Origin of the sequence: Desulfotignum balticum DSM 7044 (assembly GCF_000421285.1) — a bacterium.
GTDB classification, from domain to species: Bacteria; Desulfobacterota; Desulfobacteria; order Desulfobacterales; family Desulfobacteraceae; genus Desulfotignum; species Desulfotignum balticum.
Genome location: NZ_ATWO01000001.1, coordinates 1,800,641 through 1,827,396 on the forward strand (window position 1 = coordinate 1,800,641; position 26,756 = coordinate 1,827,396).

At 52.2% G+C, this 26,756-nt stretch carries 22 protein-coding genes; 14 read left to right on the forward strand and 8 right to left on the reverse strand.

What is annotated here, in order from left to right:
- Positions 1-30: 30 nt before the first annotated feature.
- Together K365_RS0109135 and K365_RS0109140 are read left to right on the forward strand one after the other, a co-directional pair.
- The gene (locus K365_RS0109135; RefSeq protein WP_024334341.1) at positions 31-690 is read left to right on the forward strand and encodes a lysophospholipid acyltransferase family protein; all 660 of its coding nucleotides are present in this window, start codon (positions 31-33) and stop codon (positions 688-690) included.
- A gap of 10 nt (positions 691-700) precedes the next feature.
- Positions 701-1,072, forward strand: a complete 372-nt coding sequence (locus K365_RS0109140) for a hypothetical protein (protein ID WP_024334342.1) — start codon at positions 701-703, stop codon at positions 1,070-1,072.
- Positions 1,073-1,141: 69 nt separating this feature from the next.
- On the opposite strand, the gene K365_RS0109145 is transcribed toward K365_RS0109140, so the two are convergent.
- The 6 genes from K365_RS0109145 to acs form a co-directional block, all read right to left on the reverse strand.
- The gene (locus K365_RS0109145; protein ID WP_024334343.1) at positions 1,142-2,596 is read right to left on the reverse strand and encodes a DUF294 nucleotidyltransferase-like domain-containing protein; all 1,455 of its coding nucleotides are present in this window, start codon (positions 2,594-2,596) and stop codon (positions 1,142-1,144) included.
- Positions 2,593-3,165: a hypothetical protein gene (locus K365_RS0109150; protein WP_024334344.1), complete on the reverse strand. Its 573-nt coding sequence runs from the start codon at positions 3,163-3,165 to the stop codon at positions 2,593-2,595. The genes K365_RS0109145 and K365_RS0109150 overlap by 4 nt, the downstream gene beginning before the upstream one ends.
- 74 nt (positions 3,166-3,239) lie before the next feature.
- Entirely contained in the window at positions 3,240-5,237 is a 1,998-nt protein-coding gene (locus tag K365_RS26475; protein WP_211221114.1) for a 3'-5' exonuclease, read from the reverse strand.
- 247 nt (positions 5,238-5,484) lie between these two features.
- Positions 5,485-7,272, reverse strand: a complete 1,788-nt coding sequence (locus K365_RS0109165) for a sodium:solute symporter family protein (protein WP_024334346.1) — start codon at positions 7,270-7,272, stop codon at positions 5,485-5,487.
- A gap of 143 nt (positions 7,273-7,415) precedes the next feature.
- A complete protein-coding gene (locus K365_RS0109170) occupies positions 7,416-9,317 on the reverse strand; it encodes a propionyl-CoA synthetase (protein WP_024334347.1) in 1,902 nt (633 codons plus the stop codon).
- A 31-nt stretch (positions 9,318-9,348) separates the two neighbouring features.
- On the reverse strand, positions 9,349-11,379 hold the full coding sequence (gene acs, locus K365_RS0109175; protein ID WP_024334348.1) for an acetate--CoA ligase: 2,031 nt from the start codon (positions 11,377-11,379) through the stop codon (positions 9,349-9,351).
- Positions 11,380-11,835: 456 nt separating this feature from the next.
- On the opposite strand from acs, the gene K365_RS0109180 reads away from it, so the two are divergent.
- The gene (locus K365_RS0109180) at positions 11,836-12,489 is read left to right on the forward strand and encodes a lactate utilization protein (RefSeq protein ID WP_006965417.1); all 654 of its coding nucleotides are present in this window, start codon (positions 11,836-11,838) and stop codon (positions 12,487-12,489) included.
- 3 nt (positions 12,490-12,492) lie between these two features.
- Positions 12,493-13,134 carry a DUF166 family (seleno)protein DfsP gene (dfsP, locus tag K365_RS0109185; protein ID WP_024334349.1) on the forward strand — a complete coding sequence of 214 codons (642 nt, stop codon included), beginning with the start codon at positions 12,493-12,495 and terminating at the stop codon, positions 13,132-13,134.
- On the opposite strand, the gene dinB is transcribed toward dfsP, so the two are convergent.
- Positions 13,124-14,593 carry a DNA polymerase IV gene (dinB, locus tag K365_RS0109190; protein ID WP_024334350.1) on the reverse strand — a complete coding sequence of 490 codons (1,470 nt, stop codon included), beginning with the start codon at positions 14,591-14,593 and terminating at the stop codon, positions 13,124-13,126. The two genes, dfsP and dinB, sit on opposite strands and share 11 nt — an antisense overlap.
- 220 nt (positions 14,594-14,813) lie before the next feature.
- Here dinB and K365_RS0109195 point away from each other — a divergent pair, with 220 nt between their 5' ends.
- The 10 genes from K365_RS0109195 to ligA all read left to right on the forward strand — a co-directional run bounded on the left by K365_RS0109195 (position 14,814) and on the right by ligA (position 25,176).
- A complete protein-coding gene (locus K365_RS0109195; protein ID WP_024334351.1) occupies positions 14,814-16,700 on the forward strand; it encodes an extracellular solute-binding protein in 1,887 nt (628 codons plus the stop codon).
- Positions 16,697-17,704 carry an ABC transporter ATP-binding protein gene (locus K365_RS0109200; RefSeq protein ID WP_024334352.1) on the forward strand — a complete coding sequence of 336 codons (1,008 nt, stop codon included), beginning with the start codon at positions 16,697-16,699 and terminating at the stop codon, positions 17,702-17,704. Before K365_RS0109195 ends, K365_RS0109200 begins: the two co-directional genes overlap by 4 nt.
- Positions 17,705-17,867: 163 nt before the next feature.
- Positions 17,868-18,068, forward strand: coding sequence for a cold-shock protein (locus tag K365_RS0109205; protein ID WP_006965422.1), 201 nt, complete (start codon positions 17,868-17,870; stop codon positions 18,066-18,068).
- 82 nt (positions 18,069-18,150) lie between these two features.
- Positions 18,151-19,113 carry an ABC transporter ATP-binding protein gene (locus K365_RS0109210; protein WP_024334353.1) on the forward strand — a complete coding sequence of 321 codons (963 nt, stop codon included), beginning with the start codon at positions 18,151-18,153 and terminating at the stop codon, positions 19,111-19,113.
- A 175-nt stretch (positions 19,114-19,288) separates the two neighbouring features.
- Positions 19,289-20,251, forward strand: coding sequence for a SurA N-terminal domain-containing protein (locus tag K365_RS0109215; protein ID WP_029725105.1), 963 nt, complete (start codon positions 19,289-19,291; stop codon positions 20,249-20,251).
- A 6-nt stretch (positions 20,252-20,257) separates the two neighbouring features.
- Positions 20,258-21,043: a DNA repair protein RecO gene (recO, locus tag K365_RS0109220; RefSeq protein WP_024334355.1), complete on the forward strand. Its 786-nt coding sequence runs from the start codon at positions 20,258-20,260 to the stop codon at positions 21,041-21,043.
- Positions 21,034-22,077: a GHMP family kinase ATP-binding protein gene (locus K365_RS0109225; protein ID WP_024334356.1), complete on the forward strand. Its 1,044-nt coding sequence runs from the start codon at positions 21,034-21,036 to the stop codon at positions 22,075-22,077. The genes recO and K365_RS0109225 overlap by 10 nt, the downstream gene beginning before the upstream one ends.
- A 55-nt stretch (positions 22,078-22,132) precedes the next feature.
- Complete coding sequence (locus K365_RS0109230) at positions 22,133-22,390, forward strand: hypothetical protein (protein ID WP_006965428.1); 258 nt, start codon at positions 22,133-22,135, stop codon at positions 22,388-22,390.
- A complete protein-coding gene (locus tag K365_RS0109235) occupies positions 22,359-23,150 on the forward strand; it encodes a nucleoside phosphorylase (RefSeq protein ID WP_024334357.1) in 792 nt (263 codons plus the stop codon). The genes K365_RS0109230 and K365_RS0109235 overlap by 32 nt, the downstream gene beginning before the upstream one ends.
- 10 nt (positions 23,151-23,160) lie before the next feature.
- A complete protein-coding gene (gene ligA, locus K365_RS0109240; RefSeq protein WP_024334358.1) occupies positions 23,161-25,176 on the forward strand; it encodes an NAD-dependent DNA ligase LigA in 2,016 nt (671 codons plus the stop codon).
- Here the strand turns inward: ligA and K365_RS0109245 are convergent, their stop codons facing one another.
- On the reverse strand, positions 25,177-26,646 hold the full coding sequence (locus K365_RS0109245; RefSeq protein ID WP_024334359.1) for a sensor domain-containing diguanylate cyclase: 1,470 nt from the start codon (positions 26,644-26,646) through the stop codon (positions 25,177-25,179).
- Positions 26,647-26,756 lie beyond the last annotated feature (110 nt).

Below are 26,756 nucleotides of genomic sequence, written 5' to 3' on the forward strand. Positions count from 1 at the left end.
ACAATTTTGGCCCCGGGGAGGTGGGCGTTCATGTTCAAACGGTTGAAGTTTCTGATTTATACCCGGGCATTCATCTGGTTTGCCTATTATCTGGTCAAATGGTACAGCCGCACGTTTCGGCTCACAGTGGAAAACGAGGCCGTCTGGAAAACCCTGCTGCATCAAGGAACCCCTGTGCTGCTGTGTACCTGGCATCAGCAGTTTTTTGCCGCCATCGCCTATTTTGAAACCTATGCTAAATATCATCCGGGCCTGATGATTTCCCAAAGCCGGGACGGGGATCTGATTTCCGGGGTGGCCAACCGGGTGGGATGGCACACGCCCAGAGGCTCGTCGTCCCGGGGGGGGAAATCCGCCATGGAGGCCATGATCGCCCATATAAACACCCATCAGTTCGGCGCCCATATCCTGGACGGTCCCAGAGGACCTGCCGGAAAAATCAAGCCCGGCATCATTCGCATGGCCCATGCCACCGGTGCCCGGCTGGTGCCTTTTTATGTGACCGCAGACCGTGCCTGGTTTTTCAATTCCTGGGACCGGTTCATGGTGCCCAAACCTTTTTCCCGGGTGCGCATTGTTTTTGAACCCGAAATCGTGCTCGAACCCACCCTGGGACCGGATGGGTTCGAGCAGCAGCGTCATGATCTGGAAGCCCGGTTTTTGCCCCGGTTGTATCAATTTCAAACATAGGAATAATGATATGGAAAAAGATCCTTTGCCGTCCGTGTTTTTTCATTTCAGATTCAAGTTTCTGGCGGTGACATCCATTGCGTTTCTTTTGTTTGTCATTCTGTCCAGCGCCTCGGATTTCAGCCGGTTTGCAGACAGCGTTCAGTTCAAGCTTCTGGGTCCGTTTTTCATTATTTCCGGGCTGATGTTTCTGGTGTTCAGAAAATTTCCCATCAAATGCCCCTATTGTGCCCGGGTGCTTCCTGTGAAAAAAGACTGGACATGCCCCAATTGTAAGAAAAAACAGGGCAAAGACCGGTATCTGTCGGAAAAATGTGTTCACTGCCGGGAAATTCCGGCAACCGGTTCCTGTGATCTGTGTCAAAAAACATTCCGGCTCTAGCAATTAAGATGACAGCATTCAGAAGATCGTCTTCAGATTATAGACGGCCCCGCCCGTGTTGCGTTGAGATTATACCACCCCGGTGAACTCCATGTTCAATTTCTGCTGAAAATTTTCAATGGTTTTGAAAATTTCTTTGAGCATATGCCGGTCCAGGGAAGACAGATTGTCCGGGTTGATGAAATTGTCCGGAGGCGTTCCCTCGTCCATGATGTTGGTGATCTGGCGGCGGAACCGCAGTTTCATTAAAAAATCATAACACTGGACCAGGTTGTGGTATTCTTTGGCCGTGATGGCATGTCGGGTGTAAAGCCGGAACAGCCGTTTCAGGGTATGGGTCTGGTATATGTTGTTTTTCAGGGCATACACCCGGGTGACGTCTGTGATGGGCAGCATGGCATATTTGATATCAAATGCGTTTTTGTGCCGGCCGTCCGTGGCTTTTTTCAGTTTGCCGAACAACCCGATGGGCGGCCGGAAATACAGGGCGTTTTCCGTCATGTTCCTTAGAAAACCGGACCAGCCCCGGATGGATTCAAACAGATGATCCTTGAGCTGAGAAGATAAAGTCAGGTCCCCATATGTGCCTTTGAAATCAAAAAAAATGCTGGAGTACAACAGATCTTCCGGCTTGGCCTTGCGGATCCAGGTGTGAAAATATTTTTTCCAGACAGACAAGGGCTGGCACCACTTCGGGTTTTTGGCCATGTTGTTTCCCTCACAGAACCGGTATCCCGCCATGTCCAGCCGGTCGCACACCCGATCGGCCAGACGGCTGAAATAGGCGGCAGCCGCCGCTGACTCCGTGTCTGATGCAGGATCCGCATACACAATGGCGTTGTCCTGGTCCGACACCAGGGTCTGCTCCTCCCGGCCTTCGGATCCCATGGTCAGAAACACGAACCTGCAGGGTGCGGGTCCGACCTCTTCCAGGGTAAAGGCCATGATTTTTTTTAAGATGGCATCGGAAAACGTGGTGATCAGCCGGGTGATCACTTCCGGTTTTATTCCGTTGTCGATGGGATCCAGCAGCATGCGGCACATTCGGGCGTGAAAGTTCTTCAGCTCGTCCATGGTTTTGGCTGCGGTAATGGTTTTAAGCAGCAGATACGAGTCTTTTGTCTGGGCTGCGATCAAATCTTTTTCCGTCAAGATACCGGAGACGGCCCCGGATTCTCCGCGCACGGCCAGATGCCGCTTGTCTTTGCCGATCATGGCCAGAAACGCCTCAAACACCAGACAATCGGATGAAATCGTGATCACGGGCGATGACATGATTTTGGACACCGGGGTATCAGATGTCAGATTTTCTGCCAATACCTTTGTCCGCAGATCCGCATCCGTGACAATGCCGGCAATCTGCCGGGAATCATCCTTGACCAGGATGGCAGAGGCATTGGACCGGCTCATTTTCTGAGCCGCCTGATTCACCGGCGTGTCCAAGGGGCAGGTGGCGATGTTGGCCCGGAAAATGGCGGACACGGGCTGGTTGAAAAATGCCGACAGGGAGGGGTCTTCTTTCATTTCAATCCCCAGGGGTCAAAACAGGTGATATCGATCAAGGGGAAATGCAGATCATCCAGATGAAACCATTTGGCGGTGAACATGCCGGGAAACACTTTTTCCCGGCTGTCAAAGTAGGCAACTTCCCGGTTGTACAGCCGGGCCGCATAGATGGTTTCCAGATACAGGGCCCTTAATTCCTGAACCCGGGGATGGGATGTGCCGGAGCCCCGGGCCAGGTCATCCAGATCTTTTGCCAGGCGGGACTGGGCCTGTTCAAACACCGGCACCAGGTCAGGGTCCAGAGGGGTATCAGGCGTTTGTAACCGGATCAGCAGGGTCCGGATCTGTTCCATGGTGTCATGGATCCGGGAGCGGGCCGGTGCAGCATCCGTCCCCGGGGCCTGGGACAACAGGGCAGGGATCTGGTCCAGCTGGTTTTCAAAGGCCGTGATCATCTGGTCTTTGGCCGCATGGACCCGGTTTTTGGACCGCAGCATGCTGGTATAACTGCCGAAAATCACGCAGCTCATCACAATGGCAAAGACAACGGCACACAGGCCGGCAAAGATAAGCCATGGTTTTTTCATAAACGAAGTCTCCTGGTTGAAGATTGACCGGATTGACTGCCTGTACTGAGCCCTATCACGGGTTTGGATGCGAATCAATATTTTAATCGGGCGTAATAGGAATTTTTGGACGCATGGATGGCGTCTCCCAGAGTCAGAATGCCGTTGCTGTTCAGTATGGGGATCAGTTTTAAAAAAATTTGTGCCGTGGTCAGGGCATCCCCTAAAGCAGTATGTCGCCCGATCATGGAAATTCCCAGCCGGCGGGCAATATTTTCCATGTCATGCTGTTCATGGACCGGATGCAGCACCGCCGACAACAGCAGGGTGTCCAGTACCGGGTTGGTGAACCGGATTCGGGTGGTCTTTTCTTTGAGTTTGAGCAGTTTCATGTCAAAGGCGATATTGTGGCCCACCAGCACGGTGTCGGCCACAAACTGCCGAAACCGGGGCAAAACCGTTTCAATGGGATCTTTTTCCGCCACCATTTCATGGTGGATGCCGTGAATCCGATAGGATGCCACGGGGATATCCCGCCCGGGGTTCACCAGTTCTTCAAAAATTTCATCAGACAAAAGCCGGCTATTCACAATTCTCACTGCACCGATGGAAATAATCTCGTCTCCCCCTTCCGGGTTCAATCCCGTGGTCTCCGTGTCAAAAACGGTATAGGACAGATCCGTTAACCGGGTATCCACCAGACGCTGGTTTCTGTCTGTGGCCCGGAACAGGTTGAAATCGTAAAATTCCGGCCGGGAACCGGCCAAAACCGGTGTCCGGTGGGATGTGGCAGGGCGTTCTGTGGATTTTTTCACGGATAAAATAATGTGGGAAAAGTGTGTTTCGCCCGATTCCGGGACATTGAGCCGGGCATTGTTGAGCGTTAGAATGGATTTAAACCCGGGCAGGGCGTTGATGGTTGTCTTTATGATGGAGTCTAAGCCCGGTTTGTCCACAGGAACCCCATCCCAGGTGATGTCAAACTGTATCCGGCCGGAAGCATCGGTGACGGACAGGTCGAATTCAACGGCATAAGTCCAGTCTGACAGGGTTCTGAACAGAAATACAATCGCTTTGGTGAAAGAATAGGTATCTGCCATGATCCGTTCGTCTCTTTGAAGGTTGTGCACATTGATCCGGATATTATGGGTCCGTCCTGTGAGTTTCTGGATTTTAAAAAGAAACGGCGCCAGGTTAAGACGGGACAGGGGCAGGCGGGAAAGATAGGTATTCTGGATTGTATCGGACAGAGTTAGAAATTTTTGTTCTGCAGTACTTTGTTTTTCAAGATATTCGTGGAAATCAGACAGATCCCGCTGCATGGATCTGAATTTTTCGACATCCCGGGTAATATCAAGAATCGCCAGAATAAATCCGGTGATCTGATTGGTCTTATCCAGGACGGGAATCGCTTCCACGCTGATCAGACTGTGATCCCCGATGGGAGTGATGAAAAAGGAGCCGGCACTGTTTTCATTTAAGGCCAGCTGTTCATTGATTTCTTCCATGGCATGGGAAATCAGGTCCTTGTCCACCAGATGAAAGATGGATCGGCCCAGGCCCATGAATTGTTCTGTTTTTTCCCGGACCATGGTGCGGGTGAAGATATCTTTGGCCAGGGAATTGTACAACAGGATCCGGCCGTTCTGGTTGCAGATGATCACCCCCTGGGGCAGTTCACCCATGATGGCCGCCAGCAGATTTCTTTCCTGGTCGGTCTCTTTTCTGGCTTCCACCATCTGGGTTTTAATGTCCTGATTCAATTTTTCAAAGGTGTCGGCAAAGGTGTTGATGGTCCGGGCCAGGGCCTGAATATCCTGGTTGCCTTTGACCGGAATGCGCAAAGACGGATTGGATGCATAAATTAAGGCCAGATTTCCGGAAATTTTTCTGACCGGTTTGATGTAATTGGTATATACCAGGTCGGATAATGCCCAGAACACCAGGGACAAAAGCAGACCCCCGGTCAGCAGGGCAGGCAGGTTTTTTCGGATGATGAGCAGAGCTGTTTCCGCCTGTCCCGGGGTCAGGTGAAACCAGATATACAGGGCCATGCCCGCAAAAATCATCAGGATGATACCGGCAGCGGTCACAGCGAAGATCCAGAATCGGTGGCTCAGGGTCATGGCGTGGAAACAGTAAGAATTCCGGACACACAAAGGTGTCCGGAATTCTTTGTTAAAATGTTATGAATCAAATGGAGGATTATCCCCACCATCCCCAGCTGAATGTGCATACAAACAATATGCAGAAAATGATGGTTGCGATGAGATATTTGTCTTCAAGCGCCATGGTCTTTCTCCTTTATTTTTCAGGTTGTCAGATTATTCGCCCGGGTTATCACATATCATCGGCTTCTTTGGTCACATCCATGGTTTCCTCATCAGCCCGCCGGATCTGCTCGGCCGAGGTGGTGGACATTTCCGCTTTAAAACAAAGCCCCCACATCATGATGATACCCAGGATCCACCAGATGATCTGCCAGGACCAGATGGGCGGGAACCCGGCAAAAGAGATGGCAGAGTTACCGATGAGCACCCCGGGGCCGATGGCCATGAAAAACCAGATGGGAACGACGATTTTCATGTACCCGCGCCAGCGTTTGCCTTTTTCAGTGGGAGCGTCAATGGAGTCGAGCCATTCCCTGACCTCTTTTTGCCGGGCAATGGTTTCTTCATTGTCTTTGATACCCAGACCCCGGCACAGGTATGCCACGGCCAGTCCTACGAAAATACCCCAGCCGGCTGTGTGGATGGACAAGGGATACTGCCACACATAATAGGTGAGAAAACAGGCGATAATGGCGCAGATCAAGCCTAAGACCACACCGACGCTGGGGAATCTGAATCCCCAGTGAACCCCTAAGAGGCACAGGTACATGATGGTACCGAATGCCGTGGCAAATCCGCCGATCATGACGATGGCATCCGTGGAGGTCAAAGAGACCACCACCGCAGCTACCGTCAGGATGGTGGCAAAGATCCGGTTGGTCCAGATCTGCTCGGAGTGGGATCCGCCCTGTTTTTTAATATACCGCCACCACACGTCCCGCTGGATAATGGTACCGCCCGTGCCGATGTAGGGCGCTGATGTCGAGTGGATGGCCGCAATGGCCCCCATGAACACCAGGCCCAGGACCGGGCCGGGCAGAAATTTGGTCATGAGCATGGGCACCACGTCCCCGTCCACCTGGGGCGCAAGACGGCCGGCCTCCATGAGAATCCGGGCCCCCATGCCCTGAAATGCCGTGAAAAAGAACAACGCCAGGCCCACCACAAAGGTGGACATGAACACCTGCTGCCAGGCCAAAGGCTTGGGAGAGAGAATACCAAAGTTCCACAGGGTGAATGCCGGAGATGACTGGATCCCCATCAATGCGAACATGTACGTGAGGATCATCACCGCAGTCCACCCGCCGCTGCCCAGGCCGAAGTGAATCAGACCCGGTACTTTCATGTATTTTTCCTCAATTCCGCCCATGGAGGCCACAAACCCGGACCACCCGCCGAAAAGAGGGCTTCTGATGGTGTAAAATCCCAACAGGATGATGCCGCCCACCAGAAGAATGAACTGCAACACCCCCACCCATGTGGAGGCTTTCAATCCGCCGGTGACCACATAGAACCACACGATGGCAGCCATGAAAATCAGGCCGATGGTTTCAGGCACACCCGCAGTCCAGTAGAACAGCTTGGCTGCGGCAATGAGCTGGAGCCCGGAATAGAAAACGGAGTACAGAATTGCGGCCAGCACGGTCAGCCATCGCACGGCTTCGTTGTTGTAGTAATAGGAGAACATGTCGCCCGGTGTGATAAACCCGTAGCGCTTGCCCATCAGCCAGTTGCGTTTGGCAAAAAACGCCCCGGTGATGGGAATGGTGAGTACGTAAAAAGAGGCATAGGCATATACCAGTCCGGCGGCCCAGATTGCACCGGGATGCCCGATAAAGGTCCATCCTGAAAAGGATGCAGCCGTGGCAGCCATCAAAAATGCGATGAACGGGATGGAGCGACCGGCAATGGCATAACCCGAAGCTTTTTTTTCACTGAAAAATCCTTTCAGGCCCCACCAGAAGCAGTAGATGATGTACAGTACCAGAAAAAACCAAACCCATATTTTTGGATCCATAATTTGTTCCCTCCTGTTGTCTCATTATTGAGAATTGATCGGATCATGCATGATTATCATGAAAATCATAAAGGCATCATCAGGGCATACATATCACCTCCCTTCCCATCAGAATCATTGTAAATACATATAAACGGCCTGTGTCATGCCTGTCTGCCATATCCGATCTTTCCCAGCGAGGTTTCAATCTCTTCCAGGATGGTGTCGTCATCGATGGTGGCCGGCACCTTGTAGTCTTTTTTATCAGCAATGGCCCGCATGGTGCCTCTAAGAATTTTTCCGGACCGGGTCTTGGGCAGGCGCTGAACAACCACGGCCTTCTTGAAGGCCGCTACCGGGCCGATGGTGTCCCTGACCTTCTGGACCACCTCTTTGATGATCTCTTCCTGGTCCCGGTCCACGCCGGCGTTAAGCACCACCATTCCCAAAGGCACCTGACCCTTGAGGGCATCTTCCACCCCCATGACCGCGCATTCCGCCACATCCGGGTGTCCGGCGATCACCTCTTCCATGGCACCGGTGGACAACCGGTGGCCGGCCACATTGATGATGTCATCGGTCCTGGCCATGACAAATACATACCCGTCCGCATCAATATACCCGGCATCCGCGGTTTCATAGTATCCCGGGAATGTTGCCAGGTAGGCGGAAATATATCTGTCGTCATTCTGCCACAACGTGGGCAGGGTGCCCGGCGGCAGGGGCAGCCTGGCAACAATGGCGCCGATCCCACCGGGGCCCACGGGCTGTCCCGCCTCATCCAGCACAGCCAGGTCCCAGCCCGGGGCTGCCTTGGTGGGGGACCCGGGTTTGACCGGGAACGGGTGGAGCCCCACACAGTTGGCGGCAATGGCCCACCCGGTTTCGGTCTGCCACCAGTGGTCGATCACCGGCACCTTAAGGCTGTCTTCCGCCCAGGAAAGGGTGTCTGGATCGGTTCTTTCTCCGGCCAGAAACAGGTATTTGAAATGGGACAGATCAAAGCCGGCCATCAATTTGGCTGCCGGATCCTGCTGCTTGATGGCCCTGAATGCCGTGGGCGCGGTGAACATGGTTTTCACTTTATGCTGGGAGATGACCCGCCAGAACGCCGAGGCATCCGGTGTTCCCACGGGTTTTCCTTCATAGAGAATCGTGGTGCACCCCTTGAACAAGGGCGCATATACAATATAGGAATGTCCCACCACCCAGCCGATGTCCGAGGCGGCCCAGTACACATCCCCCTGGTTGACGCCGTAAATGGCGTTCATGGTCCATTTCAGGGCCACCATGTGCCCGCCGTTGTCCCGGACAATGCCTTTGGGCTGGCCGGTTGTGCCCGAGGTATACAGGATGTACAACGGGTCTGTGGCCGCCACAGGCACACAGTCGGCCGGTGCTGCCTGGCCCATGGCCTCATCCCAGTCAAAATCCCTTCCTTTTTGCATGTCAGCATCTGCCTGGGGCCGCGCAAATATGATGCAGGCTTCCGGCTTGGTGCCGGACAGGTCGATGGCCTTGTCCAGCAGCGGTTTGTAGGGGATCACCCGCTTGACTTCAATGCCGCAGGACGCGGACACAATGACCTTGGGTTTGGCATCGTCTATCCTTGTGGCCAGTTCATTGGCGGCAAACCCGCCGAACACCACGGAATGGATGGCCCCGATTCTGGCACAGGCCAGCATGGCAAACAGGGCTTGAGGAATCATGGGCATGTAGATGATGACCCGGTCTCCTTTGGCCACACCCCGGTCTTTCAGTACCCCGGCAAAGCGCGACACCTGGTCTTTCAGATCATTGTAGGTATAGGTGGTGATGGTGTCGGTCACGGGACTGTCATAAATGACGGCGGCCTGGTTTCCTCTGCCTTCATCCACATGCAGGTCCACCGCGTTGTAGCAGGTGTTGGTTTCACCGCCTGCAAACCACCGGAAAAAAGGGGTATTGGCATCATCCAGCACCTGGTCCCATTTTTTATACCAGTGGCACGTTTCAGCAATGGGTCCCCAGAATCCTTCCGGGTCTTTGATGGATTGTTCATAAGCTTGATCATACAGATTGGACATGGAATTTCCTCCTCACATTCACAGCGCCGCATTATTTTTGAACCATGTTTTTGATCTCTTCCACAATTTCCGGGTTGGCCAGGGTCATGACATCCCCGACATCGCCTCTATTCGAAATGGCGCCCAGGACCCGGCGCATGATTTTTCCGGACCGGGTTTTGGGCATGTCCGGCACCAGCCAGACCCGTCTGGGTTTGGCAATCTTGCCGATCTGGTCACATATGGCGTCAGAGATTTTTTTTGCCAGCGCGTCTGACGGCTGGACCCCGGTTTTCAGGGCGATATACAGGTCCGGTTCCTTGCCTTTGATCTCATGGGATACCGGCACCACCGCGGCTTCGGCCACCTCATCCACCACCATGGCCGCAGATTCGATCTCCTTGGTGCCCAGGCGGTGGCCGGACACATTGATGACATCATCGATTCGTCCCAGGATGCGGAAATAGCCGTCTTCAGCCATCATGGCCGCATCTCCGGCCAGATAGGGCCAGTCTTTCCAATCCTTGCTCTCCGGATTTCTGCAGATGGGGGCAAAATAGGTATCCACAAACCGCTGGCGGTCTCCCCAGATGGTCTGGAACTGTCCCGGCCAGGGGTTGCGGATACAGATGTTGCCGGCGATCCCGGTTTCTTTGATCTCTTTGCCTTCGTCATCCAGGATAAAGGGGTGAATGCCCGGAACTCCGGGGCCCGCGCTGCCCGGTTTCATGGGCTTGATGCCCGGCACGGTGGAACATAAAAACCCGCCGGTTTCCGTCTGCCACCAGGTGTCCACGATGATGGCTTCTCCTTTGCCCACGGCACTTTCATACCATTTCCACACTTCCGGTTCGATGGGCTCGCCCACCGTGGTCATATGTTTGAAGTGATAGGTGTATTTGGCGGGCTCGTCCGGTCCCAGTTTTCGCAAAGCCCGGATGGCGGTGGGGGCGGTATGGAAGATGTTGACATCCAGGTCCTGGGCGATGCGCCAGGACCGGCCGGCATCCGGATAGGTGGGCACCCCTTCGTAGATCACAGAAGAGGCGCACAGGGCCAGGGGTCCGTATACAATAAAGGAATGGCCCGTGATCCATCCGATGTCTGCCATGCACCAGTACACATCTTCCGGGTGGATGTCCTGGATATATTTGGACATGGCCGTGACATAGGCCAGGTATCCGCCGGTACTGTGCTGGCATCCTTTGGGTTTGCCCGTGGTACCGCTGGTGTACATGAGAAACAGAGGATCTTCAGACCGCATTTTTTCTGGTTCAATCCGGTCGCCAAAATGGTTTTTCAGTTCTTCATTTACAAACACGTCCCGGCCGTCCTGCATGGGGGTATCAGAAGAGTATTTGCCCGGATACCGCTGCCATACCAGGACCTTGTCCACCACCTGGCCCTGTTTTTCGGAAATTTTCACGGCCTCGTCCGCATGCTGCTTGTGGTTGAGCAGTTTCCCGGCCCGGTAATAGGCATCCATGGTGATCAGCACCCGGGAATTGGAATCCACGATCCGGTCCGCGCAGGCCGATGCGGAAAATCCGCCGAAGACAACGGAATGGATCACCCCGAGCCGGGCACAGGCCAGCATGGTGATGGGCAGCTCCGCAGACATGGGCATGTGAATGGTGACCCGGTCCCCGCGCTTGAGCCCGGCAAAATTGCGCAGCAGGGACGCGAATTCATTGACCCTGACATACAGTTCCTGGTAAGTGATATGGTCAATGCGTTCTTCTTCGAGTTCCGGAACAAAATGGATAGCGGTTTTGTTTTTGTTGTCTTTCAGATGGCGGTCGATGCAGTTGTAGCTGGCATTGATCAGACCGCCTTTGAACCATTTGAAACAGGGTGCGTCACTGGTGTCCAGGACCTCGTCCCAATATTTATACCAGGTGAGCATTTCAGCAAAATCAGTGTAATAGTCCGGAAAATTGTCCAAGCTGAACCGGTCAAAGACGGCCGGATCGGTCAGATTGGCCTGGCCGATGAATTTGGGGGAAGGATAATAGTACTCTTCTTCCTTCCAGTGGACAGCGATCTGGGCTTCCGTGGTTTCGACAACTTCTTTTCTGCTCATGCGGCATCTCCTTTGTAATGGTTTTAATTATCTGAAATAATGGGGAAATTTTAAAATTTTACCGAAACGCTATCACCTCCTTTGCGCCTGGAAAATTTTTCACAGGGGGTTGATGGTTGAAAAAAATATTTGATCAATGGTTGTTAACGATATTGGTTCTGCATATCCTGCTATTGCTGATGACAGCAATCATGTATTTTTACAACCAGCACAGAAAGCGGCAACGTCCACGGAGAGATTAGAAACGAAAGTCATTTACTGAATTCAATTTATATATTTGTCATCACATATTAAGATTGTCGGATGAAGTCAACAAAAAAAGTTGTATTTTAAAAAAAAGATCTTGTTTGCATAAACGGATCCGGAAAAAATCATTGCCAGGTAAACCGCTGACAGGTATAGTCGGAACCATCTGGAAGAGATAACGTCAACATCAAATCATTTAAGGATTCACCCATGAAAAATCCCATAGATAATTACTGGCGCTTAAAGCTGGAAGCCGTTAAGGAAGCTCTTGAAAAAAACAAATTCGAGGTGTTCATTTCAGACACGGCTGCCGGCGCCAAAGACCTGGCCCTGGAACAGATCATTCCGGCCCTGGATGTCAAAAGCGTTTCCTGGGGCGGCTCCATGTCCTTTGTGTCCACGGGCCTGTTTCATGCGCTCATGGAAAAAAAAGATCTGGAGATCATCAACACATTCGATAAAACCCTTTCTTTTGACGACATGATGGAAACACGGCGCCAGTCACTGCTGGCGGACCTGTTCATCACCGGCACCAATGCATTGACCGAAGCGGGTCAGCTGGTGAACCTGGATATGATCGGCAACCGGGTCGGGGCCATGATGTGGGGACCCAAACATGTGCTGCTGATTATCGGACGAAACAAACTGTGTGCGGATCTGGAAGATGCCATGTTCCGGATCAAAAACTATGCGGCCCCGGTGAACGTCATGAATCTGGATAAAAAAACGCCCTGTGCCGCCACCGGCATATGCCAGGACTGTGCCAGCCCGGACCGGATCTGTAACTACTGGACCATTATTGAGAAATCTTTTGTAAAACACCGGATTAAAATTATTCTGGTCAATGAAGATCTGGGGTTTTAAATCATGCAGACCATTGCCGTGTTCCAACAAAACAATTCAGGAGAAACCAAGATAAAAGGGATTGCCAAATTCGGTGATCGCCAGTTTGATATTCAAATTTTTAATATTGAACCGGATCTGCCGCCGGTGCTGGATGATACATCCCCTTATCTGCCCAAAACGATTGAAGCGGATCTGGTTCTGGATTATCTCAAACATTGCGATCTGTCCGAGGATCTGAGCCGGTTGTGCGACAACTTAGGCATTCCCATTGTCTCATCAGGCAAAAAACTGCAATGCGGCCATGCGTTTTGTCCTCCCATCTGCTGTACGTTGCAGGAAAGCAATGCCCTGGGCTTATATGGCAAAATGTTCGGTACCCCCCGGATCACAGTGGATCTTGATGAAGACCGGGTGGCACAAATCCGGGTTCATCGCGGCGCTCCCTGCGGTGCCACCTGGCTGGCAGCGGAAAAGGTCAAGGGACTGCCTCTGGATCAAGCCATGACCCGGTTCGGGCTGGAAGTCCAGTTTTTCTGCTCCGCCAATCCGGCCGGGTGGGATCCGTTATGGGGCAAAAGCCCGGTTCACCTGGCCGCAGACATTCATACCGCCGCGTTGAAGACCAGCCTGAAGAAAAAAAATAAAACCGCGTCTAATACCTGATATCAAAACCGGTTGTGTCCGGTTGAGGCGCAAGGGTTTCAACGGTTACCTGGTCCACCCGGGCCGCGGGTGGACCCTGGTGACACCATGCCACCATCTGATCCACGGCCTGGGGTGGACCCTGAAACACGGCCTCCACCGATCCGTCAGCCCGGTTTTTCACATATCCGTCAACCCCTGCCTGAAGGGCTGCTTTCCGGGTTTCCAGTCGAAAATATACGCCCTGGACCTTTCCTGAAATGATCAGTTTTTTTGCACTTGTCCGGGTCATTTGTCCTCCTTTCCCGGGTGACGGATTTTTCAACGGGTTCAATACCGCCGGTGTCACCATTTCCCGGCCGAATTTTTCAAAAATGCGGTCCATGGCCTGATCCACGGATTCCCATTGTTTTGTGGTATTATCTTCAGGCAAAGACAGCAGGGCCATCTGAACCGGCGCATGTTTGGGTTGCAGATGAGAGACCCCCACTCCCAGCAACCGGATTTTCTGGGTGAGTTTCACTTGTTCAAACAAAAGCCGGGCCTGGTGGAAAATCGCTTCTGTTGAACAGGTCCGAGCCGGGGTTTTCCGGGTCCGGGTGATCTGGGTGAAGTCGGAAAACTTTATTTTAATGAACACACTTTCACACACCCGGCTTTTTTTTCTCAGCTCCCTTCCCACCCGGCCGGCCAGGGAAAGCAGGATTTTTCTGGCGGTCTGTTCATCTGAAATATCGGTTTCCAGGGTGGTTTCACAGGAAATGGATTTGCGGGCGGCCCGGGGGCGTATCCGGTCATCATCCAGGCCCCGGCATAGCTGATACAGCCGCTGGCCGAATTTGCCGAATTTTTTGTTAAGCAGTGTCACGTCAAACCGCTGAATATCCCCCAATGTCTGAATATTCAGCTCTTTCATCCGGTGCATGGCCTGCTTTCCCACTCCCGGAACCTGATGAACGGGCAATGTCTGAATGACCTTTGGCATCTGTTCCCGGGTGATATGGGTCAACCCGTCGGGTTTGTTCATGTCCGAGGCGATTTTGGCCAGAAATTTCACCGGGGCGATGCCGATGGAACAGGTTAACGCCAGATGGTTGTAAAGGGTCTGTTTGATTTGTCTTGCAATGACCGGCGGGGGACCGAACAAGGTGCTGCACCCGGTCACATCGGCATAGGCTTCATCAATGGACACAGGTTCCACCAATGGGGTGAATTTTGAAATGATCGCCATGATCTGTTGGGATGCGGCGGCATATTTGTCCCTGTGTCCCGGGACCACGATCAGATGCGGACAAAGCTGTTTGGCCTGGAAAAGGGGCATGGCGGAATGAATTCCGAATTGTCTGGCTTCATAGCTGGCCGTGGATACCACGGCCCGGGGCGAATTGCCGCATACCACCACGGGCCGGTGCTTCAGTTCCGGGTGGTCCCGCTGTTCCACAGCCGCAAAAAAAGCGTCCATGTCAATGTGCAGGATCATGAATTCAGACACCTGGTTATAAGTGGTTGTTCCATTGTGCCATACCTGTCTTTCAAATGGATGTGTGTCTAAAAATAGGCTTTTTTCTGCCCGCATGTCAAGACACCCGGACCGGAGATAAAAACAGGTGTTGTCACATGGCGCAGACATCTGGTATGGTTTGCGATTAAACGCCATGGGGGGAAATGGATGAGGATTTATCAAGGCAGACGGAGAAACCATGCGGTTTCATAAATGGGTGTTTGTGTTACTGGTGTGTTGTGCGGCCCTGGCTGGATGTTCAGACAACCGGGAAGGCGCAGAGACAACAGAGCCGTCATTTTCCAAACTTTTGGTCCGGGAAAATGAACCGTTTTTGCGTGAATATGCCCCCATGCCTGAAAATATTCAATGGCTGACCAATGATATTGATCCCGTGTTTGCATCACCTGATGCCGAAAAAGGCGGGCTGTTCAGAGCCGCTCTGCTCAGTTTTCCCATGACCTTCCGGGTGGTGGGGCCTGATTCCAACGGCAGTTTCAGGTCTGCGATCCTGGACAATCAGTTGTCATTGATCAATATCCATCCCAACACCGGCAACATCATTCCGGAACTGGCCACCCACTGGGCCTTTGCTCCGGATAAGAAAACCATGTATTTCAAGCTGGACAAAGATGCCCGGTGGTCTGACGGCCGGCCGGTCACGGGATGGGATTTTGTTTACACCCTCACGTTCATGCGCTCGGAACATATTATCGCGCCCTGGTACAATGACTATTACACCCGGGAGATCGAACAAGTCATGGTGTACGATGATCACACCATTGGTGTGAAAAGCACCAAAGCCGTGCCGGATCTTCACCTGAAACTGGGCATCAGCCCCACGCCCGAGCATTTTTTCCATCCTTTGGACAAAGAGTTCACTTACCGGTACAACTGGGCCGTGGTACCCAATACCGGTCCTTATCAGATTTCTGAATTCAAAAAAGGCCGGTATATCCGGTTTGCCAGAAAAATTGACTGGTGGGCAAAGGACCGGCGCTATTTTAAACACCGGTTCAATGTGGACACGGTCCAGTATTCGGTGATCAGAGATTTCAATCTTCAATGGGAGCATTTCAAGAAAGGCCGGCTGGAAACCTTTGGTCTGGTCCAGCCCAAATACTGGTATGATAAATCAAAGACCCGGGTGATTGAAAACGGGTATGTGCATCGGATCTGGTTTTTCAATGACCTGCCCCGGCCCAGTCTTGGCATGTGGCTTAATCAGGACAAGGAAGTTTTTTCTGAATCATACCGCCGTCTGGCATTTGCCCATGCCATGAACATCGATAAGGTCATTGAAAAAGTGCTGCGGGGGGATTATTTCCGCCTGGCCCAGCCGTTTTTCGGATATGGGGATTACACGGACCTCACGATTTCTGCCCGGAAATATGATGTGTCCAGAGTGGAATCCCTGATGACCGGGCAGGGATGGCACCGGGCCGATGACGGCATCTGGTCCAGAGACGGTCAGCGGTTTTCCGTCACTGTTACCTATGGATATGACGATCATATGCCCCAGCTGGTGGTGCTGAAAGAAGAAGCCCGCAAAGCCGGCATTGAGCTGCAACTGGAAAAACTGGATTCATCCGCCATGTTCAAAAAGTTTCTGGAAAAACAGCATGATGTGGCCTGGATGGGGTGGAGCACCGGCATGCGTCCGTCCTACTGGCAGGGATGGCATTCGGACAACGCCCACAAGCCCCAGACCAACAATATCACCAACACGGATGATCCGCAGCTGGATGCCCTGATCGATCAATACCGGGAAAGTCTGGATGAAGCAGAGCGGATCCGGCTGTCCAAAGCCATCCAGAACAAAATCCATGAGGTGTGTGCCTATGTGCCCACGTTTATGGTGCCCTATGTCCGGATCGCTTACTGGCGGTGGCTCAAGCTGCCGTCATTTCATGGCACCCGCATGTCCGAAAACCTGTTTGATCCGTTTTCATCCACGGTGGGCGGGCTTTTCTGGATGGATCCGGATCTGTATGATCAAACCCTTTCCGCCATGAAACAAGGCACGGCCCTGCCGCCGGTCACCCTTATCGATGACCGCTTCAAAGTGACGAAAGATTCCCCATGACGCAACACACACTGCTGGAAATCAAAGACCTGGTTGTGGAATTCGACACGGAACAGGGACGGGTCCGGGCCGTGGACCATGTGGGGTTTTCACTGGGAAAAGGCCGGATTTTAGGGATTGCCGGAGAATCCGGGTGCGGCAAAAGCGTGACCGCGTTAAGTATTATCCGGCTTTTACCCAAACCGGTGTCACAGATTGTCAAGGGCCGGATTCTGTATCAGGGTCAGGACCTGCTGACACTGCCGATTCAGCAGATGCAGCGCATCCGGGGCCGGAAAATCGCCATGATATTTCAGGAACCCATGACCGCGCTGAATCCGGTACACACGGCCGGCCGGCAGATGAAAGAGGTGTTTGCGCTGCATTTTCCGGACATGACCGCCGGTGAAAAACACACCCAGGCGATTCAGTTGCTGGAGCGGGCAGGGATTCCGGATCCGGCCCGGGTCCTGGATAAATATCCGCATCAGCTTTCCGGCGGGATCCGCCAGCGGGTGATGATTGCCATGGCTTTAAGCTGTGAACCCGATATCCTGATTGCCGATGAACCCACCACAGCCCTGGATGTGACCATTCAGGCACAGATTCTGGATCTGATCAAAGGACTGAAAAACAGATCCGGCATGTCCATTGTTCTCATCACCCATGATCTGGGCGTGATTGCGGAAAACTGTGATGACGTGGCTGTGATGTATGCCGGACAGATTGTCGAGACCGCCGATGTCCGGTCGCTTTTCAAACATCCGCTTCATCCTTATACCAAAGGATTGCTTGTTTCGATTCCTTCATTGTCCAAACACAGCAAAACCCGGTTGCCCACCATTCCCGGCAATGTGCCGGACCTGGCCCGGATGCCCGAAGGATGCCGGTTTGCAGACAGATGCCCGGATACCGAAGAAATCTGTCGGACGCATCCGCCCCGGCTGAGATCCGTGGGAAAGGGCCGGACAGTGGCGTGTCATCTGGTTTCCCGGCCTTTTGAACAAAAAAAGAAAAGAATATAAAAAAATCCTTGATTTTTAGAACAAAGCGAATAATATACAGTGAAAGCCGGTATAGTAAAGGCTTTGCAGTTTCGTTCTTAAGGCAAGACCCGTTCATTCCAATGGCTCGACCTGAAGTGTGAAACTACCCCAAATGTTTATTTTAAGTAAGGAGAAAGTCGTAATGGCAACAGGGATTGTAAAATGGTTTAACGATGCAAAAGGGTATGGATTTATTGAACAGGAAGACGGGCCGGATGTTTTTGTGCACCATACAGGAATCAGCGCCACCGGTTTCAGATCATTGAACGAGGGTGACCGGGTCTCCTTTGACGTTGAAGACGGCCAGAAAGGTCCTGCGGCTGTCAACGTCGTTGTACTGTAGCGATTCATTTAAATTTTAAAAGGGTTTTGCACCGCACGTGAGTGTAAAACCCTTTTGTTTTACCCCGGTATCGGAGGAAGGCATGACCATTTTAAATGTCAGCCGGCTTATAAAATATTTTCCCGTGCTGGGGGGCGTTTTTCTCAGGCGGACCGGCTGGGTCCATGCCGTGGATGATGTCTCGTTTTCTGTGGAAAAAGGAAAGACATTCGGCCTGGTGGGGGAATCCGGTTGCGGAAAAACCACGCTGGGGCGATGTATCATGGGCCTGTACGATCTCACCGGCGGGTCTGTCGCCGTTCAGGGACAATCCATCTCAAATCTGACTGGTTTTCAGAAAAAAAAACTGGCCACCCATCTTCAAATGATTTTTCAGGATCCCTATGAATCATTGGACCCCAGGCAGACGGTTCAGCAGATCCTGGAGGAAAAATACAGAATTCACGGTCATGATTCATCCCATCTGTCCCGGGAGATCCGGCAGCTTCTGTCCCAGGTGGGCCTTTCCAAAGACAGTCTGTCCAGATATCCCCATGAATTTTCAGGGGGCCAGCGCCAGCGCATCGGTATTGCCCGGGCCGTGAGCATGCACCCTGAAATCATCATCTGTGATGAACCGGTGTCGGCCCTGGATGTGTCGGTACAGTCCAAAATTTTAAATCTGTTACTGGAACTGCAGCAAACCCTGGGCCTGACCTATGTGTTTATTTCCCATGATCTTTCCGTGGTCCGGCACATGTCGGATCAGATCGGGGTGATGTATCTGGGAAAGATCGTGGAAATGGCGGATGCTCAGGATATCTATGACAATGCCCGGCATCCTTATACCCGGGCATTGCTTTCCGCGGTGCCCGTGCCGGATCCGGATACCGAACCCCGGCGGATCATTCTGACCGGTGAGGTCCCGTCTGTGGAAAATCCTCCTTCTGGATGCCGGTTTCATACCCGGTGTCCCCATGTTGCAGACATTTGCCGGCAGGAAACGCCGGCATTGATATCCAGGGGAAATGACACCTGTCATGTGGCTGCCTGCCATTTTTTCTGACCCGGGATCAGTCTGTTTTTTTAATAGGCCCTTTAAAAAAAGTTCACACATTCCCCCGGCTTTAGTGTTGCGCAAAAAACGCGGTAATGGTAGTGTTTCAGATTAATTGCCAGGCTTAAAAAAAGATTTTTTGGGCCTGGCAGGCAATCAGAAAGCAAAAACGTTTATGAAACAGATGAACAAAAAGGAACGCCCCATGATGAAAAAAGTCCTTGTATGGTTGACAGGACTCTGTCTGTTAGGATCAGCCGCGTGGGTGTCGGCAAACCAGGAAATCGTGGATCGGATCGTTGCGGTGATCAATGATGACATCATTACCTTATCCCGGCTGCACAAAGCGGTTCAACCTTATTTGACCCAGGTGACATCTTCCCCGAAATCTGAGACTGAAAAAAAGCAGATGATTGAGGCCATGGAAAAACAGATGCTCAATACCCTGATCGACCGGACCCTTACCCGGCAGGAGGCTGTCCGTCAACAGATCTCGGTTTCCGATGACGAAGTGACGTCCGCCATTGACAATTTCAAGCAACAAAACGGTCTGGATCAGGAAGCCCTTGAAAAAGGGCTTGAATCCGAAGGCATCTCTTTGGAAGAATACCGGGAACGGGTCCGGGAGGATATCATGCAGTCATTGCTGGTCAATCGGGTGATCCGGTCCCGGATCATCGTGACCCAGGCTGATATTGATGCCTATTATCAGGCGCATCCGGAAATGTTCAAAAAGGAACGCAAATATCATCTTCGCAATATTCTTGCGGCCACGGAAGCCGATGCCCGAATGGCTTTGTCCCGGCTGGATCAGGGGCTTTCCTTTCCAGAGGCTGCCCGGCAGTTTTCTGTGGCCCCCAATGCCGATGACGGCGGAGATCTGGGTGTGTTTGAGATCCAGACCTTTAATGACACCATCAAAACCGCGGTGCAGCCATTGAAAAAAGGGGAATATTCCGGGGTCATTACCACCGGACAGGGGCATCAGATCATTTATGTGGAAGATATCATTGAGACCGGTGGACAGGCCATAGACCAGGTCAGAGACGAAATCCAGGATATTCTGTATCAAAAACAGGCCGAAGAAAAGTTCACCAAGTGGCTTGAATCTTTGAAAAAAAATGCCCATATCAAGATCATGCTGTAGCCGGACATGCACGATTTTAAAACAGATGCGATTCTGCTGCGACGGATTGAATATGGGGATCATGATTTCATCATCACTTTCATGACCCGAGACAAAGGCAAGATCACCGTCATGGCCAAGAATGCCAAAAAAAGCGTCAAGCGCTTTTCCGGGTCCCTGGATCTGTTTTCTTTCAACCATATTCAGTGCCGCATGCCCAAAAAGAACAAAGACGCTTTGTTGACCCTGGTGCAGTCGGATCTGGAAAACGGGTTTGCCAATATCCGGTATGATGTGTATAAAACCGCATATGCCAGTTACTGGACGGAAATGGTGAATCTGTGGCTGGAAGAGGGCAAAGCCCAGCCGGACGTGTATGATCTGCTGCTGTTTTCTTTTGACATGCTGAACCGGTCCGATATGCCCAAGGAGGTGTTAAGCCTGTTGTTTCAGATCCGGTTCATGAGTATTTCCGGATTTTCACCCACCATTGAAAGATGCGGTATCTGTCATGTCCATCTGGATGATATTTCCGAAAAGATGCTGCGGTTTGATTTCAGGGAAGGAAAGATCGTGTGCCCCAAATGCCGTGTAAACGGGGTCAGATCCGGACTGGATGTTTCCAAGGGCACTTTAAAGCAATTGTTCTGGATGAACAATACCCATGTTGAAAAAGCGGATCGCATCCGGTTCTCCAGCATGGCCGTCAAAGAGGGACAGATTCTGCTGGAATCGTTTATCGCTTTTCACATGGCCCGGGAATTTAAAACATTGACGTTTTTAAAACGACTGAGAAATGATGTATGGACATAAGTGGTATTCTGGAAAACAGTCCTGTCAAGGTGTCGGTGCCCTGCCGGGTGGATTTCGGCGGGACCCTGGATATTTCCACCTTTTATCTGCCCCTGGCCCATCTGAATCCCGTGGGATTCAATATGGCAATGGATCTGCGCACTAAAGTGACATTGACCCCATATCGCCGGGGCCGAATCAAGGTATCGTCCAGAGGATTTGATTCTGCTGAATTTGATCATGGCAATGCCCCGTTTGATCATCCCATGGGACTGATGTTTGCCTGTGCCCAGTATTTCAACGCCCATGGGGTTCATATTCATATCGATTCCGCATCCCCGCCCCGAAGTGCCCTGGGGGGATCTTCTTCTGCGGCCGTGGCCATTCTGGCCGCGTTTCATACGGCGTTTGAAAACCCGGTGGATCCGGCCCAGGTGGCCTGGCTGGCCCATTATATTGAATCCAGTGTGGCCGGGGTTCCATGCGGGGTGCAGGACCAGGCTGCGGCCGCGTTCGGCGGGGCCCATATGTGGGCATGGAAAATAGGCGACCACGGCGGTCCTGTGTTTGACCGGTTTCCCGTGTTTGATTCGGATGATGACCGAAAAAATTTCATTCCGCATATGCGGGTGGCTTACTGCGGCATTCCCCATGTGTCCAAAGATATCAACAGCCGGTGGGTTGCCTCGTTTGTCCAGGGGAAAACCAGAACGGTTTTTGCCCGGATCATTGAGATGACCCGGGCGTTTTACGCGGCCATCCGGAATAAGGAATATGCCGAAGCGGCGGATCTGATGATCAGCGAAACACGGCTTCGTCAACAGATGACCCCGGATGTGCTGGATGATATGGGTCAAAAACTGTTTGATGCGGCTCAAGCGCATCAGTGCGGGGCCCGGTTTACCGGAGCCGGCGGCGGCGGATGTCTGTGGGCTGTGGGCGGGCAAAAGGATATGGCACTTCTGGCTGAATCATGGCGGACCCTGCTTAAGGATATACCGGATGCTAAACTGCTGGACACCCGCATCGATCCTGCGGGAATTTTGATTGCATGACGTTGAAATTTTATATCAATCCTAAAAATCAGACAAATCGTAAAGGAGAACACATATGCCGGGTTATGACCCTGATAAAGATAAAAAGATTAAAGAGTGGAAAAATGAGGAAACCGGACTTTTGATTTCCATTCAACAGTATGGAGAAGGAGAACCCAAAGTTCAGATCGGCCCCAGGATTCTGAAAAAAAAAGACGGCACGGACCGGGCCCCGTCCAAGGCCGGTCGTCTGTCTGTGGAAGATATCATGTGGCTGTACGACATTATCGATGAGGTAAAAGATGAACTATCCGGCATGGTTGGACCTGAGTGAAGCATCCCTGATACCGCCCTTAGGGACAAGGCAGGCCCCCTCTTTAGGGCCGGTGGCGGTGATGGTGTCAACGGCGGCGGACCTGAAGCTGCTCCAGCCGGCGCTGGCTGAGACATCCTTTGGATCTGTGCCGTTTTTTGTCAGCCGTCTGATCACCGATTCACAGGGATTCAGTGTGGCCGGACCGTTTGTGGGATCTCCCTATGCCGCCATGATGATGGAATCCTTAGTGGCCAAAGGCGCAAAACAGATTCTGATTCTGGGATGGTGCGGGAGCCTGCGGTCCGATATTCAGGTGGGTGATTTGATCGTTCCGGACTCAGGCCTGGTGGATGAAGGCACATCCAGGCATTATGCCTCCCTGGACCCGGTCCTGCCGCAAACGTTGCCGAATCCGGATCTCAGTAAACAGCTGGCAGATCATCTGGACACCCAGGGACTGGTGTGCGCCCAGGGACCGGTGTGGACCACAGATGCCATTTACCGGGAAACACCTAAAAAAATCGCCTGGTTCAGGGATCAGGGCGCCATTGCCGTGGAAATGGAATGTTCCGCATTGTTTTCCGTGGCCGCGTTTCAAAATGTGGATGTGGCTGCGTTGCTGGTGGTGTCTGACAGCCTGGCCGCCGGGGACTGGGACCCGGGTTTCCGGCGGTCCCGTTTTAAAGCGGCCCGGCAGGATGCCTGTGACGCGATTCTGGGATTTGCCCGGCACCTGGCTGAAACCCAGTCTTTGCCAATGATGGATGATGGACAATGAAAGGCCGGTGATGGACGCGCACATTAAAGCACAGGTCAGACAGCTTCAAAAGTTATTGAATGACCATAATTATTATTACCATGTCCTGGATGATCCTAAAATTTCCGATGCAGAATATGACCGGCTCATGCAGGAGCTCATCCACCTGGAAACCGCCTATCCCGACCTGGTCACACCGGATTCTCCCACCCGGCGAATCGGCGGCGCGCCCCTGCCCGCGTTTGAACATGCTGAACACACCGTTCCCATGCTCAGTCTGGACAATGCGTTTTCCCATCAGGGTATTCTGGATTTCCATGCCCGGATTCAGAAAAATACCGGTCAAAAAGAGATATGGTACACGGCCGAGCCCAAACTGGACGGGGTGGCCATTGAGCTCCGGTATGAAAACGGGGTCCTGGTTCAGGCCGTGACCCGGGGAGACGGGTTTGTGGGAGAGGTGGTCACAGACAACGTGCGCACCATCCGGTCCGTGCCTCTGGGCCTGAGAACCGACATCCGTGCCTGCCCGCGCCTGCTGGAAGTCAGGGGGGAAGTGTTCATATCCCGGGCCGGTTTTGACACATTGAACCGGAAACGGAAAAGTTCCGGTGATTCCGTGTTTGCCAATCCCAGAAATGCCGCCGCCGGATCGTTGCGTCAACTGGATTCCGCCATTACCGCGTCCCGGCCCCTGGATCTGTTTGTGTATGGCCGGGGGCAGGTGGAAGGGCTGTCATTTGATTCTCAGTCCGAATTGCTGGATGCTTTGACGGACTTAGGGTTTCCGGTGAATCCGCTGGTGAAAAAAAAGATCTCCATTGAACAGACCCTGGAATTTTACAAAGAACTGATTGAGATCCGGCCGGACCTGCCCTATGAAATCGACGGTATGGTGATCAAGGTGGAACCGATACCCATGCAGCAGGCCTTAGGAGAGAAAATAAAAAGCCCCAGATGGGCCATTGCCTATAAATTCGCTGCGGTGGAAAAGATCACCCGGATCACGGATATTCTGGTTCAGGTGGGCCGCACCGGGACCCTGACCCCGGTGGCCGTACTGGAACCGGTTCAGGTGGGCGGTGTGACCGTGTCCCGGGCCACGCTGCACAACATGGATGAAATTGTGAAAAAAGATATCCGCATCAAAGACACGGCCCTGGTCACCCGGGCCGGAGATGTGATTCCCAAGGTGGTAAAGATTCTGACAGCAGAGCGCACGGGTGAAGAACAGATTTTTCACATGCCGTCGCACTGCCCGGTGTGCCATTCCCTTGTCCAGCGTCTGGAAGGGGAGGCGGCCGTCAAATGCATCAACGCGGCCTGCCCGGCCCAGCGGAAAGAACGGATCCGACATTTTACGTCCAAAAAAGGATTTGATATCGAGGGGTTAGGGAAAAAACTGGTGGAACAACTGGTGGATGAAGGGCTGCTTACCTCATTTGCAGACCTGTTCACGCTGAAAAAGGAACAATTGATTCCTTTGGAACGGATGGCGGACAAATCCGCCCATAATTTGATCACAGCCATTGACAAATCCCGGCAGATCCCGCTGCACCGGTTTATATTCGCTTTGGGCATCGATCATACCGGTGAACATGCGGCCCGGCTTATGGCCCAAAATTTTTTGACCCTGGATGATCTCATGGCTGCTTCCAGGGAAGACCTGGAAGGAATTCACGGCCTGGGGGCCATCACAGCCGATGCCATTGCCGGATTTTTTGCCAATGCTGAAAATCGTGCCCTGGTCACCCAGCTCCGGGACAGCGGCGTGGAAATCGTGAATTCACTGGCTGGGCCGGCTGAAGAAAAAGACCATGTGTTTGCCGGTAAAACCCTGGTGCTTACCGGCACCCTGACCGCCATGACCCGGTCCGAAGCCAAAAAACAGCTTCTGTCTCTGGGAGCGAAAGTGACCGGCAGTGTGTCAAAAAACACCGATTATCTGGTGGCGGGAACACAGGCGGGGTCCAAACTGGCCAAGGCAAAGGATCTGGGGGTCCCGGTGCTGGATGAAGACCGGTTTCTGGCCCTGCTGGGGTCTTGATCAACCTGCATCGGTTGCCAGGACAACGCGGTTGCGCCCCTCTCTTTTGGCCTGGTAAAGGGCGTTGTCGGCCCGGGCCATCACCGTGTCCAGGGTATCGCCTTCCACGAAGCCCGTTACACCGCAGGAGATGGACATCTGAATGATACCGCCTTCTGTAGATTCCTTCAGAAAATCATGGGCCTGAACCGCGTCCAGTAGCCGGCCGGCGATGGAAATTGCCTGATCCGTGTCTCCCAGCGTGAGGATGACAAATTCATCTCCCCCCCACCGGACCAGCATGTCATTGTCCCGAATGATTGCGGCGGCAATGCCGGCAATGTTTTTTATGATTTGATCTCCAGCCAGATGCCCTCGGGTATCATTGAGTTCTTTCAATCGGTCAATGTCAAACAGAATGATACTTAAGTCCATGGTTTTCCTGCGGTTGGCATCGGTGTGAAAATGAAACCGCCGCTCAAATTCCCGACGGTTGTAAGCTTTGGTCATTTTGTCCGTGGTGGCCATTATTTCCAGTTGATGCTGGAAATAATTGATCACCATAATGGCGAACAAAATAGTGATAAGGGTGATGCCCAGGCCGATGAAAAAGTTTTGCACAAACGTGGTTTGAATTGATTTAAGCGCCAGGGTTTCATCCTGTTCCACCAGCAGGTACCAGTCCAGTTCTTCCACAAACCGGCTGGTTAAAAGAATGTGATTGCCGTGGGCATCATATTCAAAAAACGCCGGCTGGTTTTTTGCTGCAAAAATATCTTGGACAATGTCTCCCAGCCCCGGCTGATCAAAAATGGAGGTGGTCAGAATTTTGGATTGATCGGTATGGACCTGGATAATGCCGTCCGGACTGACCATGTAAATATTTCTATCATATTTGGCTTTGTAATCTTCCAGAAGTGATGCCACCCGGTCGAAGTCAAGCCCCACACCCACCACCCCCATAAAACTGCCTTCATCCGAGGTGAGCCGGTGATTGATGAAAATGGTCAGATGGTTCTGTTCAGCTTCGTTGGTGTCCACATCCAGATCATATTGAATATTTTTTTCCTTGAACCGGTAATACCAGATGTCATGGTCGTCATCGGGATGGATCTGTTTAAGGATTCCTTTGAAATGATAATAGTTTTTCGTGATATCAGACACGAAAAATGAAGAGAAAAACCCGTATTTTTCCTGAATTTCAGTCAGATACCGGATGATGGGGCCCGTCTGTTTTTCACCGGCTGCAACCCAGTCTTTGAGAAAGGTGTCATTGGCCATGAGCGAAGAAACGAAAATCGGCCGCATCAGGTCTCGCTGGATTTCCGAATAGATGTTGTCCCGGGCCAGCGGCAGGCTGGATTCAACAATGGATGAATGAATCTGGTGTTTGGATGCCCGGTAGGAGATGACATTGGTGATGAAAAAACCCGACAGCAGGATCAGGGTGAGCGCAGCGATCAACCGGGTGCGGATGGGAAAAAAATGCATAAGACCCTTTGATTAAAAATGTTTCAAACAGGATGTTTGTATATAAACATCATTTTGAATCAAATGCAAACATCGGTTTTAATTTATTGGTCCAAGCAAATAATAATGGT